Source organism: Paenibacillus sp. FSL L8-0435 (assembly GCF_037965655.1).
Taxonomy (GTDB): Bacteria; Bacillota; Bacilli; order Paenibacillales; family Paenibacillaceae; genus Paenibacillus.
Genome location: NZ_CP150185.1, coordinates 6,928,241 through 6,944,681 on the forward strand (window position 1 = coordinate 6,928,241; position 16,441 = coordinate 6,944,681).

Annotated in this window: 12 protein-coding genes; 2 read left to right on the forward strand and 10 right to left on the reverse strand. The window is 45.8% G+C overall.

Features of this window, described 5'->3' with window-relative positions; genetic code table 11:
* Positions 1-162: 162 nt before the first annotated feature.
* Entirely contained in the window at positions 163-3,300 is a 3,138-nt protein-coding gene (locus NST33_RS30625; protein WP_339306245.1) for an ATP-binding protein, read from the reverse strand.
* A gap of 3 nt (positions 3,301-3,303) precedes the next feature.
* Positions 3,304-4,461 carry a response regulator gene (locus NST33_RS30630; RefSeq protein WP_339306247.1) on the reverse strand — a complete coding sequence of 386 codons (1,158 nt, stop codon included), beginning with the start codon at positions 4,459-4,461 and terminating at the stop codon, positions 3,304-3,306.
* Between the two features lie 175 nt (positions 4,462-4,636).
* Between NST33_RS30630 and NST33_RS30635 the strand changes: the two genes are divergently transcribed.
* Complete coding sequence (locus tag NST33_RS30635) at positions 4,637-5,134, forward strand: DinB family protein (RefSeq protein ID WP_339306249.1); 498 nt, start codon at positions 4,637-4,639, stop codon at positions 5,132-5,134.
* Between the two features lie 248 nt (positions 5,135-5,382).
* Entirely contained in the window at positions 5,383-6,453 is a 1,071-nt protein-coding gene (locus NST33_RS30640) for an SDR family oxidoreductase (protein WP_339306251.1), read from the forward strand.
* 61 nt (positions 6,454-6,514) lie between these two features.
* Here the strand turns inward: NST33_RS30640 and NST33_RS30645 are convergent, their stop codons facing one another.
* The 8 genes from NST33_RS30645 to NST33_RS30680 form a co-directional block, all read right to left on the reverse strand.
* Positions 6,515-6,886 carry a helix-turn-helix domain-containing protein gene (locus NST33_RS30645; protein ID WP_221820131.1) on the reverse strand — a complete coding sequence of 124 codons (372 nt, stop codon included), beginning with the start codon at positions 6,884-6,886 and terminating at the stop codon, positions 6,515-6,517.
* Positions 6,887-6,917: 31 nt separating this feature from the next.
* Positions 6,918-7,337 carry a MarR family transcriptional regulator gene (locus NST33_RS30650; protein ID WP_076320261.1) on the reverse strand — a complete coding sequence of 140 codons (420 nt, stop codon included), beginning with the start codon at positions 7,335-7,337 and terminating at the stop codon, positions 6,918-6,920.
* Positions 7,338-7,403: 66 nt separating this feature from the next.
* The gene (locus NST33_RS30655; protein WP_221820132.1) at positions 7,404-8,138 is read right to left on the reverse strand and encodes an SDR family oxidoreductase; all 735 of its coding nucleotides are present in this window, start codon (positions 8,136-8,138) and stop codon (positions 7,404-7,406) included.
* A gap of 326 nt (positions 8,139-8,464) precedes the next feature.
* Positions 8,465-9,798 (reverse strand): IS3 family transposase gene (locus NST33_RS30660; protein ID WP_339183318.1). Its coding sequence is split into 2 segments (ribosomal slippage): positions 8,465-9,396 and positions 9,396-9,798, totalling 1,335 coding nucleotides; the frame shifts between segments, so codons are not numbered across the junction.
* A gap of 155 nt (positions 9,799-9,953) precedes the next feature.
* Positions 9,954-10,913, reverse strand: a complete 960-nt coding sequence (locus NST33_RS30665; RefSeq protein ID WP_221820133.1) for an SMI1/KNR4 family protein — start codon at positions 10,911-10,913, stop codon at positions 9,954-9,956.
* A 214-nt stretch (positions 10,914-11,127) separates the two neighbouring features.
* Entirely contained in the window at positions 11,128-12,753 is a 1,626-nt protein-coding gene (locus NST33_RS30670; protein ID WP_221820134.1) for a rhamnogalacturonan lyase B N-terminal domain-containing protein, read from the reverse strand.
* A 353-nt stretch (positions 12,754-13,106) separates the two neighbouring features.
* Positions 13,107-13,979 carry an AraC family transcriptional regulator gene (locus NST33_RS30675; RefSeq protein ID WP_221820135.1) on the reverse strand — a complete coding sequence of 291 codons (873 nt, stop codon included), beginning with the start codon at positions 13,977-13,979 and terminating at the stop codon, positions 13,107-13,109.
* 167 nt (positions 13,980-14,146) lie between these two features.
* Positions 14,147-16,255 carry a TerD family protein gene (locus NST33_RS30680; RefSeq protein ID WP_221820136.1) on the reverse strand — a complete coding sequence of 703 codons (2,109 nt, stop codon included), beginning with the start codon at positions 16,253-16,255 and terminating at the stop codon, positions 14,147-14,149.
* Between the last annotated feature and the right edge of the window lie 186 nt (positions 16,256-16,441).

Sequence of the window (16,441 nt, forward strand, 5' to 3'; positions counted from 1 at the left end):
CTTCACCCACTATAACAACGTTTAGCGCCCAATGCCGGAACCCGCGCTTCTAATGTTAAATATACTAACATATGAAAGAAGCATTAGAAATAATTAAAATTAGGGAATGAACACGCAATTAAAACAAAAAGGCCGGAAGTTTTCACTTCTGCGGCCTTTTCCTTATATCTCATCCGGAATATCAAATGATACCATCGTGCCCTCACCCGGATCACTTACGATCGATAATCCCTGACCATACCGTTGCAGCAATCTGCGGTTTGTATTCACAATGCCTATTCCACCTTTTCCACCTGGCGTAGCATGTAGCAGTTCTGCAACCTTCTCCGGTTCGATGCCTTTGCCATTATCCTTCACCTCAATACGGGTATAACCCTCATGACGAGTAATGGATAGGCATAACGTACCGCCTACATTGCGGCTTAATAGTCCGTGTCTGACGGCATTTTCAATCAAAGGCTGAATGGATAGCGGCGGGAGAAGCAACGGAAGGTCCGGCTCTACGTTTAATACCACCGACAATCGATCTTCAAATCGTGTTTTTTCAATAAAAAGATAGGCTTCAACGAGTTCCAGCTCATATGATAATTTCACCAGTTCCCCTGTGTTGAGATAGTTGAAGCTGATCCGTAAATAGGATGAAAAAGCATCGCCAAGCTTCCGCATATGCTCTGTATCAATATCACTTAAAACCATAAGTGAATTCAACGTATTAAACAGGAAGTGAGGCTGAATCTGAGCCTGTAAATAAGCGGCCTCCATGCGCAGGCGCTCTTGGATAGACTGATTTAGCATGGTCAATGCACGTATCCGATATTTCAGTTCCACCGCATCTACAGGCTTTGTGACATAATCATTGGCCCCCGATGCAAACCCTGTGTAGATATCTGGCGGCTGACTTCGTGCAGTCAACAGCAACACAGGAAGCTCAGACATCGAGAATTGTTCCCTCACCTTCTGGGTTAACTCATATCCGGACATATTGGGCATCATCACATCTGTAATGAGCAGATCCCACTGACGTGTGCCGAGCAATTCCATCGCTTCCTGACCCGAACCTGCTGTAGTTATATCATATGGTTCCGTCGAAAGAATGCTGACCAACACATCCAGATTCACCGGATCATCATCCACAGCCAGAATGGTAGCTCTCCCCTCTTTTAACAACGGGGCCATCTCTGCTGTCGCCAAGGCTTCCACGTCCCCCATACCTTGGCGGGGTAACAGGAATCCGCTAGGTGCATCTTCCATCATCTCGGCGGCCTGTTCCCATATCAGGGGAAGTTGTGACTGACCCTGATCGGCGGCTTCATCCGCGAGTGGCAGATCGAAGCTGAATACCGAGCCCTTTCCAAGTTCCGAGCGAACCGTAAGTGCCCCGCCGTGCAGTTCTACAAGCTCTTTGCAGATGTTCAGTCCAAGCCCGATGCCTTGTCCATCACTGATTCCATACGACCCTTGTTCATACGGGAGGAAAATGCGCATCCGTGTATCCTCATCCATGCCAATGCCTGTATCCGTCACATGAATCAGAGCATGTCCTTCACGAATTTCGGCACTTACGGATATCGTTCCTTCCTCTGTATGTTTAAGCGCGTTATGCAGTAGATTATACAAAATCTGAACAAGCCTTTCTTCATCAGCCATGACCTGAGGGAACGATTCCGGAATCTCCATATGAAGGCGGACTGGTTTTCGTTCTGCCATGAACTGCAGCATGGCGATTACGCCGGGCACAACCGACTGTATGGAAAGAGGCCCCTGACGTAACTCAATGCGGTGCTCCTTCAGCCGGACTACATCCAGTAGATCACCAAGGAGATGTGACATCCGTCGACCGATCGTAATCAGCAATTCCATATCCTCCAGGCTCCGTTCATCCAACCGGTTTTTCTCTCGGGTGATCACGTTGTGAGCGATGTTAATAATCCCGTGCAGCGGGGTCCGCAGTTCATGTGATGTATTCGCCAAGAATTGATCTTTAATTTTGTCGCCCTTCTGCAGTTCTGTGTTCAGCTTCATATTCTCCCTGACATTCCTGAAGTATTTCTTGAACCAATAGGCGGAGAAGCCGGTAATCGCAAAGATAATGTCAATGGGATAATAGACTGTTGTCACATCTTTGGCTGTCTCGACCACACTCCATATCAGGTTGGATATAATGCCTCCTGCAGTAAGCAGCAGAAAAACAATATCCCGGTCCGCCTGTTTCCTGAAGATCATCGTTCCGACGATGTATAGAAACCAGATCATGGATACAAGAAAGAATAGGTTAATGACGTTGTAATGGATCATGGCATAGGTAATATGAATGGGCACCACCACAATCACGGCCGTATAGATCAAGGTCATGACAACATGCCACTGTAGCCATGCCTTTCGTACATGAACCACCGTTAATCTCTGGAATAACAGAAGGATACAAGCATTTTGCAGCAACAATGAGATCAATCGAATTTTAATGCCCCAGGTATAATTAATTGGAAGCCATAACATCAATATATTGTCATGACCCATCGTAACCGTGATGCCCACAGATAAAGTTAATACGGCTCCAACCAGCAAGGAACGTTCCTGTCGATTAAATGCGTAAAGAATACAGGCATACATGCCGTGGAGGAGCAGAACCAGAAAGGTGAGCATCTGAAAACCAATAGAATACCAACGCGAAAAATCAACGGCTGCCTGTGAACCAAAGCGAACAGGTTTGCTAATTCCGCCCATATACGGGCTGTCGTAATTGGCTACACGGACCAATAGTTCAATAGAGGTTGTTCCTTCCTGATCATAGGTCGCTGTATATGAAGTGCTTCGGGGTATATATGTACTGCTATCCGCGGAGACCTCACCCATGCCCCCGTCCGCGTCTCCATTCAGCTCGATCTCGGAGGAACTTCGAATTCCCTTGAACCAGAAGGTAACAGGCGTCTGAAGCGGATCTGTCAAAATACGCAAGCGATATGTTCCGTAACCGTACGAACTCTCTTGTTCCTGATTCTGAGCACTCCCCCAGTCTCCTGGGACCTGAACACTCTTCGCACCGCCATTCTTCTTCGCAATATCTTGTTGGGTCAGCAACTCATCCGGGTAAAGTTCCCATTCCCCATTCAAGTACATGACAGGGGACTGATCCAGATCCACATTTCTCAAATCAAGCACCCCGTTAACGGCGCGATGCTCATCTACTGTGTGGAATAGCTCAGTCCATACCGAGCGCATGCCAATTAACACTCCAAAAATGATTAGCATGATGAACAAATATTTGTAATGGTCCATACGTTTCGTTTGAGATAATTTCATTAATTATTTTTTCATGACTTTGGTTAAACCGAGCTTCCAGTCCTGATACCATTCGGTAATGTCCTCACTGATCGGTATCTCCAAATCTTGCTCCATTCTGGTGGTTAAGAGACGATACTGCTCCTCCACACCGAGATCGTTGTGCATTTCATCATATAACTTCATTAGCATAAAATAACTTTCTTCTTCATCCGGAAGCATATGCTGGATACGTTGTGTACTCTCGACCACTTTCTCCGCCAGCCCATGCTGCTGGTAATACAGACTTAGTTGTCTCATATGATATAGCCACAGATAGCGTAATCTTTCCCGCTCAGGTTCAGCCCACATGTATTCATAATTGCCAAGATAGGTACCCTTATATAGATGAAGCGCTTGCTCATAGGCATGAACGGTACTTGCGTCTATGACTTTCCATTGCCTGATTTCCCGTTCCCACTGCTCACTATCCAACTGAGCCTCACCCAATTCGAGTCGATAGCCTGCCTCCAGGTGCCCGCTCTGAATCGTGATCATATCCATATTGCAAGTTTTCAGGGTTTGGCGGACATGATACATTGCAGTGTAGAGTTGATGTGTCGTCTTCTCCTCTTCCATTCCCGGCCACAGAAGCTCCAGCAGAACACTGCGATGGATGACCTGGTTCCGGTGGTGAAGCAAGTATGCAAACAGCTCCTGCGCCTTGCTTGTACGCCATTTGGCCACCTGAACATCCCTGCCTGGAAGCTTAAACTGAATCTGATTAAAACAGCAAATTAAAGGTACGTTTGTATCCTTTGACCGCTGCTCGCGTTTCACGCTCAATTTCTCTCTTACGCGGCTCACCGTCTGCTTCAATCGATCCTTTTGGATGGGCTTCATCACATAGTCCAAAGCCTGTAATTCGAAAGCATGCACCGCATATTGATCGTAACTGGTCACAAATATAATTTCGGTGCCCGGTGTTGCCGCCTGAATCTGTCTTCCCAGATCCATACCATCCATCTCCGGCATATGAATATCCAGAAATACAACATCAGGACGGTGCTCCACAATACCCGCCACAGCCTCTGTTGGATTCATATATGTAGCGATAATTTCAATGCCGCTTACTTCTTTTTCTAGTGATTTTTGAAGGCCTATCAACGCTAGACGTTCGTCGTCAACCAATATCACTTTCACAGGAGCTTCCTCCTCGACCCTGAGGCCTTGAGATTTATTTCCACTATTATATCATAGGCATTTTAAGTATTTAGCGTTCTTGGTTATCCATTTTTAATTTTCAGCAATTTAATTGTATAATACTAAATAGAAGACAGGTTATCAGATCCGGTCTTGGAAGAGAGGAAGGTACCATATGTCAGATGCTAATCAAAGCTTTGGGCAAGCCCTTGTCAAATCATTAGTGGGGGAACGCGGTCATATCCGCATCGCCCGTGCTCTACCCGATATCGATGTCACACTTGCTGCTCGTACACACGATGCTATGCCATATACGATCTATCAGTTGGTGAAGCATATGCATTATTGGCAGCAATTCATGCTCGAACACTTGGAAGAACGCAAGCCACAGCTCCCTGCTAACGTGAGTGAGAGCTGGCCTGAAGAGAAGGGTCCACAAGACGAAGCCACGTGGAAGGCAGATATTCAGGCATTCCTGGATGGGGTTGATCAAGCCGCAGCCATTGCAGAGTCTGCACAATTAGATGATCCACTGCTCTATTTCCCGGGTGAAACCAAGGCAGGACTTCTGCGCAATATCGCATCCCATAACTCGTACCATTTGGGTGAGATTGTTCTGCTGCGTCGCTTCTACGGCGCATGGCCGCCTCCAGGTGGCGGGTTCCCGGCATAAACGATATTTACAACAGATCTATTGCACGAATATACAGACACATCTAAGCTGTGAAAGGACGATTGTTCCTTTTACAGCTTCTTGTGGTTATAGGCAACTAACATCCATTAAAGTGCCAATTATAACGCTCATATCCTGTACCAGGCTCATATATTACTTTAAAGTACGTATATGACTTTGAGGTGCGTACTTCTCATCCCTCTTTTTCTGACCCACAATAGGAACAGAAGAAGAGAGGAGCATGTCCATTGAAACCCGAACAATCCGTTACCCGTTACACCGCGCTTGTCATTGGTGCTGGAGGCGTCATTGGAAGAAACCTTATTGATTATCTGATGACACTTCCACAATGGAATGTCATTGGTGCATCTCGCCGCGGAGGGGAAGATGCCCCTGGGTTACGTTATATATCAGCTGATTTACTGAACGAAACAGACACACAAGACAAACTGAGTCATTTAACGACCGTTACGCATATTTTCTACGCCGCGTATCAGGATCGCCCAACTTGGGCCGAATTGGTACAGCCCAACCTGGCCATGCTCGTCAATGTCGTGAATACCATCGAACCGATCGCTCCAAACCTCCAACATATTAGCCTAATGCAAGGTTATAAAGTGTACGGTGCACATCTGGGGCCATTCAAAACACCTGCCAAAGAAACGGACGCATATCATATGCCCCCTGAATTCAATGTCGATCAGCAACAGTTTCTCGAGGATCGGCAACCCGGAAGCAGCTGGACCTGGTCAGCCCTGCGCCCGTCTGTTGTATGTGGATTTGCCCTGGGTAATCCAATGAACCTTGCCATGGTTATTGGCGTTTATGCTGCTATCTCCAAGGAACTTGGCTTGCCCCTTCGATTCCCTGGGAAACCAGGAGCATATCATTCGCTTCTTGAAATGACTGATGCGACATTGCTGGCTCATGCAACCGTATGGGCAGCAACCAATCCGCAATGTGCCAATCAGGCATTTAATATCACCAATGGTGATCTGTTTCGCTGGAACGAACTATGGCCCAAAATCGCTGCGTTTTTCGAATTGGAAACAGCACCTCCACTGCCCTTTTCACTTGCAACAGTGATGGCAGATAAAGAAAATCTTTGGAATTCAATGATTGAAAAGTATGATTTGATAAACACCCCTTATGATGATGTCTCTTCCTGGGCATTTGGTGATTTTGTCTTCTCGTGGGATTACGATTTCTTCGCAGATGGTTCCAAAGCTCGCCGCTTCGGATTCCATGATTTCATTGACACTGAGACTATGTTTATGGATATTTTCAGAAATCTACGTGATCGCAAGATCCTTCCGTAAAGTAAATAAAATGCATAATAAGCCGATTCCTGAATTGCAGAATCGGCTTATTTTAAGTCATTCAACGGTCAGTAGTTGGTGGCTTAAACAGAATTTTTCCTCGATCACCATATACATTCTCCACGTGTATATCGCCCCACCTACACATCAGATGAAGAATCTCTTTAAGACTCCATCCATACGCTGTTAACTCATATTCCACTTTAGGTGGGACCTGGTGATGGGAAATACGGGCAATAACTCCCGCCTCCGTTAATTCACCAAGTTGCTGGGTCAGCACTTTCTGGGTGATCGCAGGGATCAGTTTCATCAGCTCACCATTACGTTTCTTGCCAAAGGTAAGATGGAATAGAATAACAGGCTTCCACTTTCCCCCGATTACTTCAAGAAAAGCTTCTACTGCGGTGTTATATACTTTGAGCGGTTCCTCCATATCACCTTCTGTCTCCCTTCCAGGCTATTGATCAATCTTCCCGATTCATCTTCTCAAAAATATGGACTAATTGCGCTCGATCCGCTTCGTTTAATTTCTCGAACAAATTCTTACGCAGCTTCTGGCCCTCCAATATTGCTCTTCCGAGGACTTCGGCACCTTTATCTGTAATGTTCAAATAAATAATGCGACGGTCCGCCTCATCTACCATTCTAACAACTAGTTCCTTGGCTACCATCTTGTCAGATAAATAACTGAGTGTAGGCGGAGTGAACCCTAAGATTTTTGCAATATCCGAAGGTCGGCTTTTTCCATTTTGATGGAGATGGCTGAGTACAAGCACATGAGAGACACCCAGGTCCTCATTGAATGATTTATTCCATTGTATGATCAATTTATTGGTGAAATTATCCATGTTGTGTATAAGCTCAAAAATGTTCTGTTCTTCCATTAGATCCTCCTCGAAAAAATAAACAACAGCCCTAATTCAACTTAAGGGCTGTCATCATTTTACACGCTATTGGGCTGAGTAGCCACCATCGATCACCAGTTCAGATCCTGTAATGTACGAAGAATCATCCGACGCCAAGAACAACGCGGCTTTGGCTATATCGATAGCCTGACCCAGACGCTGCAAAGGCGTTGCCTGAATTAATCGTTCAAGCAGTTCTTTTGAGGTGTTCAAGGATTGGGTCATTGGTGTTTCGATGATCCCAGGAAAAAGAGCATTCACCCGAATACCTTGACGTCCGAAGGTGGTTGCAGCGGCTTTGGATAATGCACGTACTGCGCCTTTGGATGCCGAGTAATGGTTAAAGCCTTGTCCAATCAAAGCGGTGTATGATGAGATATTGACGATGGAACCTTTCTTCTGGGCTGCCATATAAGGAGTGACATGTTTCATGCCAGCGAATGGGCCGAAGCCATTAATGGAGAGCATTTTCTCCCAATCCTGTGCATTGATTTCCTCAAATGGCTTCTCCGAAGAAATGCCTGCATTGTTGACCAGAATGTCAATTTTACCAAAACGTTCATTCACTACTTTCGCCAGTGCCTGCCAATCCTCATCCGAAGATACATTCAACTTCATTCCGTACACATTCTCTTTTTGGCTTGCTTTCTCCAGTGCTTCCTCATTAATGTCTGCTGCAATGACGATGGCGCCTTCCTGCGCAAAAAGATCAACCATGCCCTCCCCGATTCCCGAGGCTCCGCCAGTAATAATGGCTACTTTATTATCTAATTTTCCCATGTGAATTGCTCCTAACGTATTGATTTATTTGGATGAATCTAATTCAGCTGTCAATTTTGCCTTGAAGAGAATATATTATTTAGACATCTAAAATCTACACAATTAAATATTAGATGTCTAAATAATATCAGAGGAACTGCCTTTATGCAATATGCACACCTCTATATGCCTATTTTGGATTTTTATAACAAATATAATTCATCCATTTTCATTCCTTGACAAAAATATCGTTCGGCAACATGGCGTTTATCCCAATAACTGGGCAGTAAAAAAGGCTACTCCCTTCGTTAAACTGTACCCTATGTAAAGGACATTTCTAAAAAAAACTATATGGCTTCAAGAAGATGATCTCTGTATTGTACAGGGGTCATCCTTTTTAGGTTCCACTGGTATCTATAGTGATTATAGTAGGTCATATAGGCTTTAACTTCACGTTTGACTTCGTCTAACGTGGCATAGCTCTTTAAGGAAGTTTCATCCTTAAAATGACCAAAAAACGACTCCTGCGGTGCGTTATCCCAACAATTTCCTCGTCTTGACATGGATTGTCCAAGCCCCATCCGTTTCACTTTCTTCTGAAAATCCGGATGAGTGTAATGCGTACCTTGATCGGAATGAATGAAGGCATTACGACTCTTCTTGAATTTGCGATTTTTCTGTAAGTGAAGCAACGTGTTTGTCGCCAGATCCATCGTCATTCGCTCCGACACATGATAAGCCAAAATTTCATTGGTGGAACTATCCTTAATGGTGGACAGATAGGCGCGTTTCCCTTGGCCGTAACTTAAGTATGTAATATCTGTTAGAAGTACTTTGCCCGGGATGCCTTGTTTGAAGTTGCGTTGTAACAGGTTAGGCATGGTTCGATGTTCATGGGTTGCCTTCATCATTCGTTTGTAGGGATTAGCTCGTCGATGAGGGCATACAATATCGTATTTTTTCATGATTCTTCGGATGCGCTTGAGATTCCAAATGATCTGAAATTGTCCTTGCAGCGTCATCTTAATGGAACGAGCGCCCTTGTTACGTTTCTTAAACTGGAAGGCTTGACGAATGTACACACCTATTTCCTCATCAACCTGTTCCTTCTTCGTGCGTCTGTGAATGGCTGAAGTGCTCCAGTATCGGTAATATCCGCTTTTGGAGACCCCAGCAGTCTCACACAGAACACTTACCATTCGCTGAAGATGGTATTTCTCAATCACGGTTCGGATTAACCTGTATCGAAGGCTAGGCGTTAGTTTTACTCGTGGTTCCACCCCCGTTCGGCCAGGCGAATCTTTTTTAAGAGTTCATTCTCTGCTTGGAGCAGGTGAATCTGCGCTTCGAGTTTCGCGTTCTTTTCTGCCAAGGTTAACTCTCGTTTTAGAGACTCTCCTGAATGTTTGCCTCGTGTATCTTGTAAGCCTATAGCCCCTTGCTCGTTGTAACTGGCTCTCCATCGGTCGGCTGCGGCTTTGACCCGAGTCATTCCAATGATCTGAACGTCAAATCCACAAGTCTCAAAGATCTCTCTAGGCAGCCTTTCTTGCTGATTTAATGTAATAAAGAGTTGTTTGAACTCGTCCGTATAAGTGATTCCCTTGGTCGAAACAGACTTCACATAGGGATTTGTAGCAAGTTGCTCTAGTTCGCTTGTTGTAAATGTTTTCTTACTCATTAATCGTTCTCCGTCCTTGTCTCGTACATGGTATATAACAAAAATACCCCATAGAGAGACTTTTTTAAAGTATCTACTCTATAGGGTACAGTTTACGTTAGGGCGCAGCCTTTTCATTTTCAACGGTTTGTATAAAAAGAAGCTCATACCTTTACTTACAGTGCACCTTGAAGGTTTGCAGGTTGATTTTCCTCATTCACCAGACCTTGGATAAAGGTTTCAAAATTGGGCGCAAGCCAAGTGATCTTGTAGCCTTCTTTTTTATCCACATGAACAACCTCGGGCTCACCCGCATTGCCGGATTCACGATAATCCAGCATCACGATCTCTGAATCGGAAGGGCACTCACATAGTACAACACCAATCTCGGGGTACCCCCCCTGCTCGATGATATATCGGCTACCCGCTTGACCACCCAACGAATGTGCTTTCTCACGTCCAATACCCAGTATTCCCTTGATCTCCACGCGGACCTTCTTGGCAGCCTCTACTTGGCCGACAGGATAATGCCGATAGTGGGGAACACCACCATTATGTAATTTCATCATGTTAATATAGGAAGTTGGCAGCTTGAACACCAACTGCTCCTCCATTGACTCGATCTGTCCATCGGTAGGCGGGGCCAATACATATTGATCCGCAGCTTCAGCACTGTCATTCCAAAAACCCATTGGTTCCAGATGGCTAACACGAACAGGTGCAATTGAGATTTCAGAGACTGATGGGACGGTATCCACGGGCTTCTCTGCAGATTCGGACAGCTCCTCCATTTTGCTTCGAATCCACTCCAGAAATTCCAGCGTATCTTCATCTTCAGGATCCAATTCATCCGCTCTTTCGAACGCCTGCAACGCATGCGCATATTGCTCTAGATAGTAATAAGCCAGTCCAATCCGATAATGCCAGAGTGGGTCACCTGTTCCCTCTTTAGCAACCGTCAGGAATTGTTCGACTGCCTCTTCATATCGTTCCAGGTTATTCAGCGCTCGTCCCAGATGGTTAACCAGCTCATAATCCCTTTCTTCCACAGGAATCGCTTGAATTGCATCTACAATTTCCTGAAATTCATCTTCTTCATGCCACTCTTGCAGTTGAACCAACAGATCGTCTCTCATTCTCTTTTCCTCCCGTTCATTCACTCATGACTACGTATTGAAAATTATACCACTATCCGGATCACCATCTCCAGCAAAGCAAGATCCTTAGGGATATCATGAATCGATATCTTTTCATTTCGGATGACAAGACTAAAAGAGGTAACCTGAACCCGGTTAAGAAAACCAGGCAGGCTACCTCCTTATATTCCTTCCACTACATTGCATTCTTCATTCAATTCAGCAACTCAACACAATCGTACACCCAACCTGCACTTAACCAGTTACCCAAGTCACTTGAACCGCTGATTGGCGTAATCGTGATGGTATTGGAACCATTCACGAAGTAGGATGCTGGAACATTCCAGCTAAAGGTTGTGTTGTTCCCACGATACGTACCAATGGTGAAGCTGCGAGAATTGGGCTGTGAAGATGCAGCAGGATTGGTTAAAGCATGTCCATTAACCGTTACACTAGGTCTGCCATTATTGTAAGCTGCGGTAATACCGATGTTGAGCGTATGAGAAGACGCCGCTTGAGATGCATTCAAATTAAACGTTATTGTGGTTGGAGAATTCTGACCACGGAACTGGATTGCCGGGAATCGATTGGTCGCGCTACCGGTAGCATAGGTGACAGGCCCCCAGCTTGGGTTGCGACTATCGGATGGGTGACGAATCGGAATCGTCTGTCCATTCAGGAGCTCCCGTGGTGTACCATCCCAATTGCCAATTCGCCAGATGTTAGAGGCTTTACTTGGGTCATTGTTGATCGTACGTGTATTCAATGTCATCGTTTGTCCTGCCGTGACATTAACCGTTTCCGTATATACAGCCAGTTCTCCCTTATAGGCTGTCATGGTGTACGTGCCCGGAATCATGCTGTATTTGGCTGCCGCCCCACTTGAAGAAGTTCCTACCCAATACTGGGCATTGCTATTGGCGAATCCCATTGTGTAAGCATACCCTGTATCCATCCCGGAGAGACCATTAAGTACCACGTTCCCCCGACTGGATACCCAACCCTGCAGATTCAGACCAGACATCCAGCTGAAGTCGGGTACACTTGGCGTACCTCCGGTTGTAAAGATCAAAGCGTACGGCCCATGCAGACCCAGGCGCCAATTCTCCGTCTGTGCATGTCCCGAGTTCATATAATTATACACTTCCGTCTCTGTTCCACTTTGGAACTGGATGTCGCGGAAGAATGGACCACCAGAGCTTTTTTCCCGATTGCCGTAGGCCATAAATACACCGACGCCATTCCCCGTAACTCCACGAACGGATAAATCTTTGGCCTGATCATTACCATAATATTTCGAGGCACTCTGACCGTTTGCAAAACCAAATACATCCTGACTTTCAATCGCTCCAGTATTACCTCGGTTGTTTGAATTCGCCGGAACACCTGTCAACACACTACCATTACCACGGAAAATGTACCGCAGCTCCCCGATCGAAGGTTGAGCCGTGATATGCGTTGCCATGTATATGATGTTCTCCCCACCACGCGAAGCATAATAGTGGGTCAGTGTGCTTGTGGATACCGTGATTAACACAGTTGATCCTGAAGGAGAAGTATTCCAAGTCACATTGGCAGAGGAGCCCAAACCTGAGCCGATATGTGATCCTCTGTTGCTGTTCAGCTCCGTACCGTTCATTTTGGCTGAGATAATATCCCCATTGGTTTTGTTCACCACGTAGACTAAGCCTGAACCGGTGTTTACTTCAATTCTGGAGCCGTTATCCGTAACATTAATGGTAGCCGCGTGTCCAGTAGATGCAGGGTATACAGCTGCTGTTGCGATCATAACGACAATTAAAAACAAACCAAGCGCCTTTCTCACTATACTTTTGGTCATGAGTAAATCCCTCCCTGGATTCCATTTAATAAAGCGCTTACATTATAATGTATAATAACTGACACTTTCGTCTCATATCGATATGTCTGCTATGCGGGCATGTCCATAATCAACTGAAATGTTATGTCTGCGTGCGTATAGAATAAAATCATCACTTCATGTAAACCAGATCTCTTCACCCCCTTTTTAAATCACTCTTCAAACTAAAAGTATTCTTACAATTCCAATAAAATAATACCATTATATTACATATACTTGCAATGAAAACGGCTCGTATATCCGATAGCAAATTCTGAAAACAAAAAACGCAGCTTCAAAAAGCTGCGCTAGCAGATACCAAGCTCGAGACAGTATCATCTCTTCCGAATAGGTATCCATATCTCACTTCTATATTGCTCTACAGTAACATCCTTGTGCTCATTCCATAACATTTCCGGACCCTCACTCAGCTCATAGTCCGATGAAGGAAACCACTCCGCGTAGATCCGGCCCCACACCTCCTGTAGCGTGCCTGGAAACGGGCCAACGACAGTAAATACAGCCCACGTCGAAGCAGGAACCTCGAGCTGTTCCAGTCCTTCAGGCACTTCTTTTGTCGTAGCAGCGCCAATGTAATGATCCAGTTCTCCTTGTTCTGCCATCCGCCCCTCACTGAAATGGGCCGAAGCACTAATTAAGCCCAGAGGCTGGACGTTCGATGCCCCCTTAATTGTATCAATCAATTCTGGTGTAAGACTCTGGTACATCGCAGCGATCTCCGGATTAACCCCGTTGAATACGATTGGCACCCTTTTACGAATACCCACGATTCGAAACGCCTCTTTATCTTCAATGCGGTAGTTCATTTCGCTTCCTCCTTGAATGGTCAGTTGAAATGTCATCCGTGGGAAGGCTTTAAGAAATGGACCATGGTTTCGCGCTTCGGAGGGCGTAGTGCCATGCATGCTTTGAAAAGCACGCGAGAAAGAATCCGGCGATGTATACCCGTATTTTAGTGCAATATCAATGATTTTGCTGTCACTGTAGCTTAACTCCATGGCTGCAAGTGTCAAGCGGCGACGTCGAATATATTCCGAGAGCGTTACACCACTAAGAAAAGAGAACATGCGTGTAAAATGATACTCCGAGCAGCAGGCAATCCGGGAAATCTCCTTCATGTCCACGACATCCATCAGATGCTCCTCAATATAATTCAAGGCTTCATTTAACCGCCTCAGCGTATCCATATCATCCCTCCCACGTTAATTTAAGCTTAGCAAAGTCATTCTCTTTGCATCCGACATTACCTGCACCATTCTGTAGGCTCTTTGCATCTAAACAGAAAAAAGAGCAGCATCAGCTACTCTTTTATAACCTTGATATTCACATATCTCCAGTAGTCAAGTCAAACAGGTCAAACCAGATACTCTGCCATAATCTGCTCGATATCGTACGGCGTAATGCCTTGATTCACCGAATAGATTGTATCCGCCTGATCCATTGTATCCACCAATTCTCCTCTAGCTTTGGCATGGAGCATGAACAAGTCATGCAGATCGGGTTTGCGTAGAGTCGTTAGTGCTTTCCCCATCAGGACCATGCCTTTTTGATTGCCTTCCACATTATTGTAGTAATCCGGGTGGCTTGTCAGCGCCAGGTCTGTCCAGATGACGGTACGTTCGACCAGGTCCATAATGACAGGGATTGCAATCTGGGTATCTGCTGTAATATCGATTTTGTTCGCTACGGTAGACGGTTCGAAAATCTCGCCAGACCCCGGCTTCTTCCGCATCATCCACCCTACAAAACATTCCGGCAGATCACAATACGGATGACTGGTGAACGAAAGCAGGGTTGCCACCACATATCGTCCACCATAAGCCACGATGGATGGAATATGCAGATCAATGAACTCACTTGCTCCGTTAGGTGCGGTCACAATGTCTCCGCTATGGACAGCCTTATAGTTAGAGGAGCGCAGATTCGTATAGGAAATGTGCTCCACATAGTTCCAGTCCTTATCGTACATCACCGCAGACAAGTCAATGTCCACACGCCCTGTAGACTTTCCATCCACGTCCCCCTCTTTCCACCAGTTGAAGAAACGAATCGTATCTCCCTCGGCCATCGGCACACGGCTTCCACGAACGATGGTACGTAGAGCCTTGCTTGCCGATCTCTGGGAAAAGGGTACCAGATAATCATGAAGCTGTGGATCGACATAGGTCTTTCCAAGCGTGGGAAGGACAGCGAAGCGCTCTATCAGCGCCTGTTCGCATAATTGCACGACCTCCTGACACGTGGCTTCATCGATGTCTGGCAACTCATTCGGAACAGCAAAGGCTTTGGCTACATTGCCTTTTGGGAAGAAGACACGCAGATCCTGCGGTTCATTACGCTGTGTAAAATGCTGTCTCACTTGCAACAAGACCGGGGTAGATACCTGCTCCAAAACCTCACCAAATGTCAGCAGTACATACGCTTCATCTTCGGTCATCCGCAACAAGTGATCCAGTCTTCTCGCGAATTCACCTGGACGCTGTGATAACAGATCGATCAGACTCCAGACATTTCGATATTGGAAGGCAAGTTCCACACTTCCGTTGAAAGTCGAATAAGGTTTATTATTACGCAAAATAGCAAAGGCTTCTTCACATCGTGGATACCGAAGCTTATATTCCGAAGGATGCAGAATTTCGCCGAGGCGAATCCAGCGATCTTTATATCGCAGCATATCCTCCGTGATGGAGCCACATTGCTCCAGCAATCCGAGCAAAAGGCGTCTCTCGCGGCGTTTGAATTTTCGAAAGGGAGAAGCCGTTGCGAGGCTGACATCACCATCGGACCAAGCAACAGCCAGACGCAGGACATCACTTGCCGTTTTGAAATATGGTCCGATTCGGTCGATGTTCGCCTTTTCATGTTTCAACAGCGAGGCAACCACAGAGCCCACATTTTCTTTGAACGGAATCTCAGCGGGTAATAGCGCATCCACGTCTTCCGGGTCTGCATGCTCCAATACCATATCGATATCCGCCTTGTCCGTTTCCGAGATGGAACCTTTTGCTTCAATGATCTGACGGATGATTGTCTGGAATGCTTGCTGGTTTCCCAAACCAATGACTTTCAAGTCCGTCTTCTCCAGCAAAGGCATTCTTTCCACACATTGTTGATCGGGATAGACCACAGTCAGGTTGGTCAGATAATGAATAATTGCATTAAGGTATAACTCCGCTTCATCCGCTTGCATCACCTGCATCGGGAATCCTGCATACATTGGTTGATACTTCACATATGCGCCGACCATGACTCTCAGATCAGCCACCAGTTGATGATATACTGTTTCAAACTGTTCCTTGGACAGCTGCCGCATCGCCTGCATTAGCTCATCCGAGAAGGTGTATCCGAGTGCTTCAATATTTTTGAGGGCAGTCGCCAGATGTGTCTTCGGCAACTGTTGTTTCCCTTCGTTTGATTCGATAATAAGTTTGTTCGCTCTGCGCAAATAGATTGTATTGTTCATGATAAAAGAGTCCAGGAAAGCCACATCCCTATATAACGTGAAAGGTTAGGGTTAGAAGGAAGGAATGTGATAGCCTGGACGCCTCCTCTCTGAAATAAAATCTTCAGGAGAGCTGCGACCCTATGATCTCCAATGATTGTAGAAGGAAGGATCGCAATAGCCTGAAGGCCAGCAGTTCAAAGTTTG

Excerpts from the sequence above, each read along its gene's own strand:
- NST33_RS30635 (WP_339306249.1), top strand. The coding sequence starts at position 4,637 with ATGTCAGATGCTAATCAAAGCTTTGGGCAAGCCCTTGTCAAATCATTA.
- NST33_RS30670 (WP_221820134.1), bottom strand. The coding sequence starts at position 12,753 with ATGACCAAAAGTATAGTGAGAAAGGCGCTTGGTTTGTTTTTAATTGTC.
- NST33_RS30650 (WP_076320261.1), bottom strand. The coding sequence starts at position 7,337 with ATGGAAGAACAGAACATTTTTGAGCTTATACACAACATGGATAATTTC.
- NST33_RS30675 (WP_221820135.1), bottom strand. The coding sequence starts at position 13,979 with ATGGATACGCTGAGGCGGTTAAATGAAGCCTTGAATTATATTGAGGAG.
- NST33_RS30625 (WP_339306245.1), bottom strand. The coding sequence starts at position 3,300 with ATGAAATTATCTCAAACGAAACGTATGGACCATTACAAATATTTGTTC.
- NST33_RS30645 (WP_221820131.1), bottom strand. The coding sequence starts at position 6,886 with ATGGAGGAACCGCTCAAAGTATATAACACCGCAGTAGAAGCTTTTCTT.
- NST33_RS30655 (WP_221820132.1), bottom strand. The coding sequence starts at position 8,138 with ATGGGAAAATTAGATAATAAAGTAGCCATTATTACTGGCGGAGCCTCG.
- NST33_RS30665 (WP_221820133.1), bottom strand. The coding sequence starts at position 10,913 with ATGAGAGACGATCTGTTGGTTCAACTGCAAGAGTGGCATGAAGAAGAT.
- NST33_RS30680 (WP_221820136.1), bottom strand. The coding sequence starts at position 16,255 with ATGAACAATACAATCTATTTGCGCAGAGCGAACAAACTTATTATCGAA.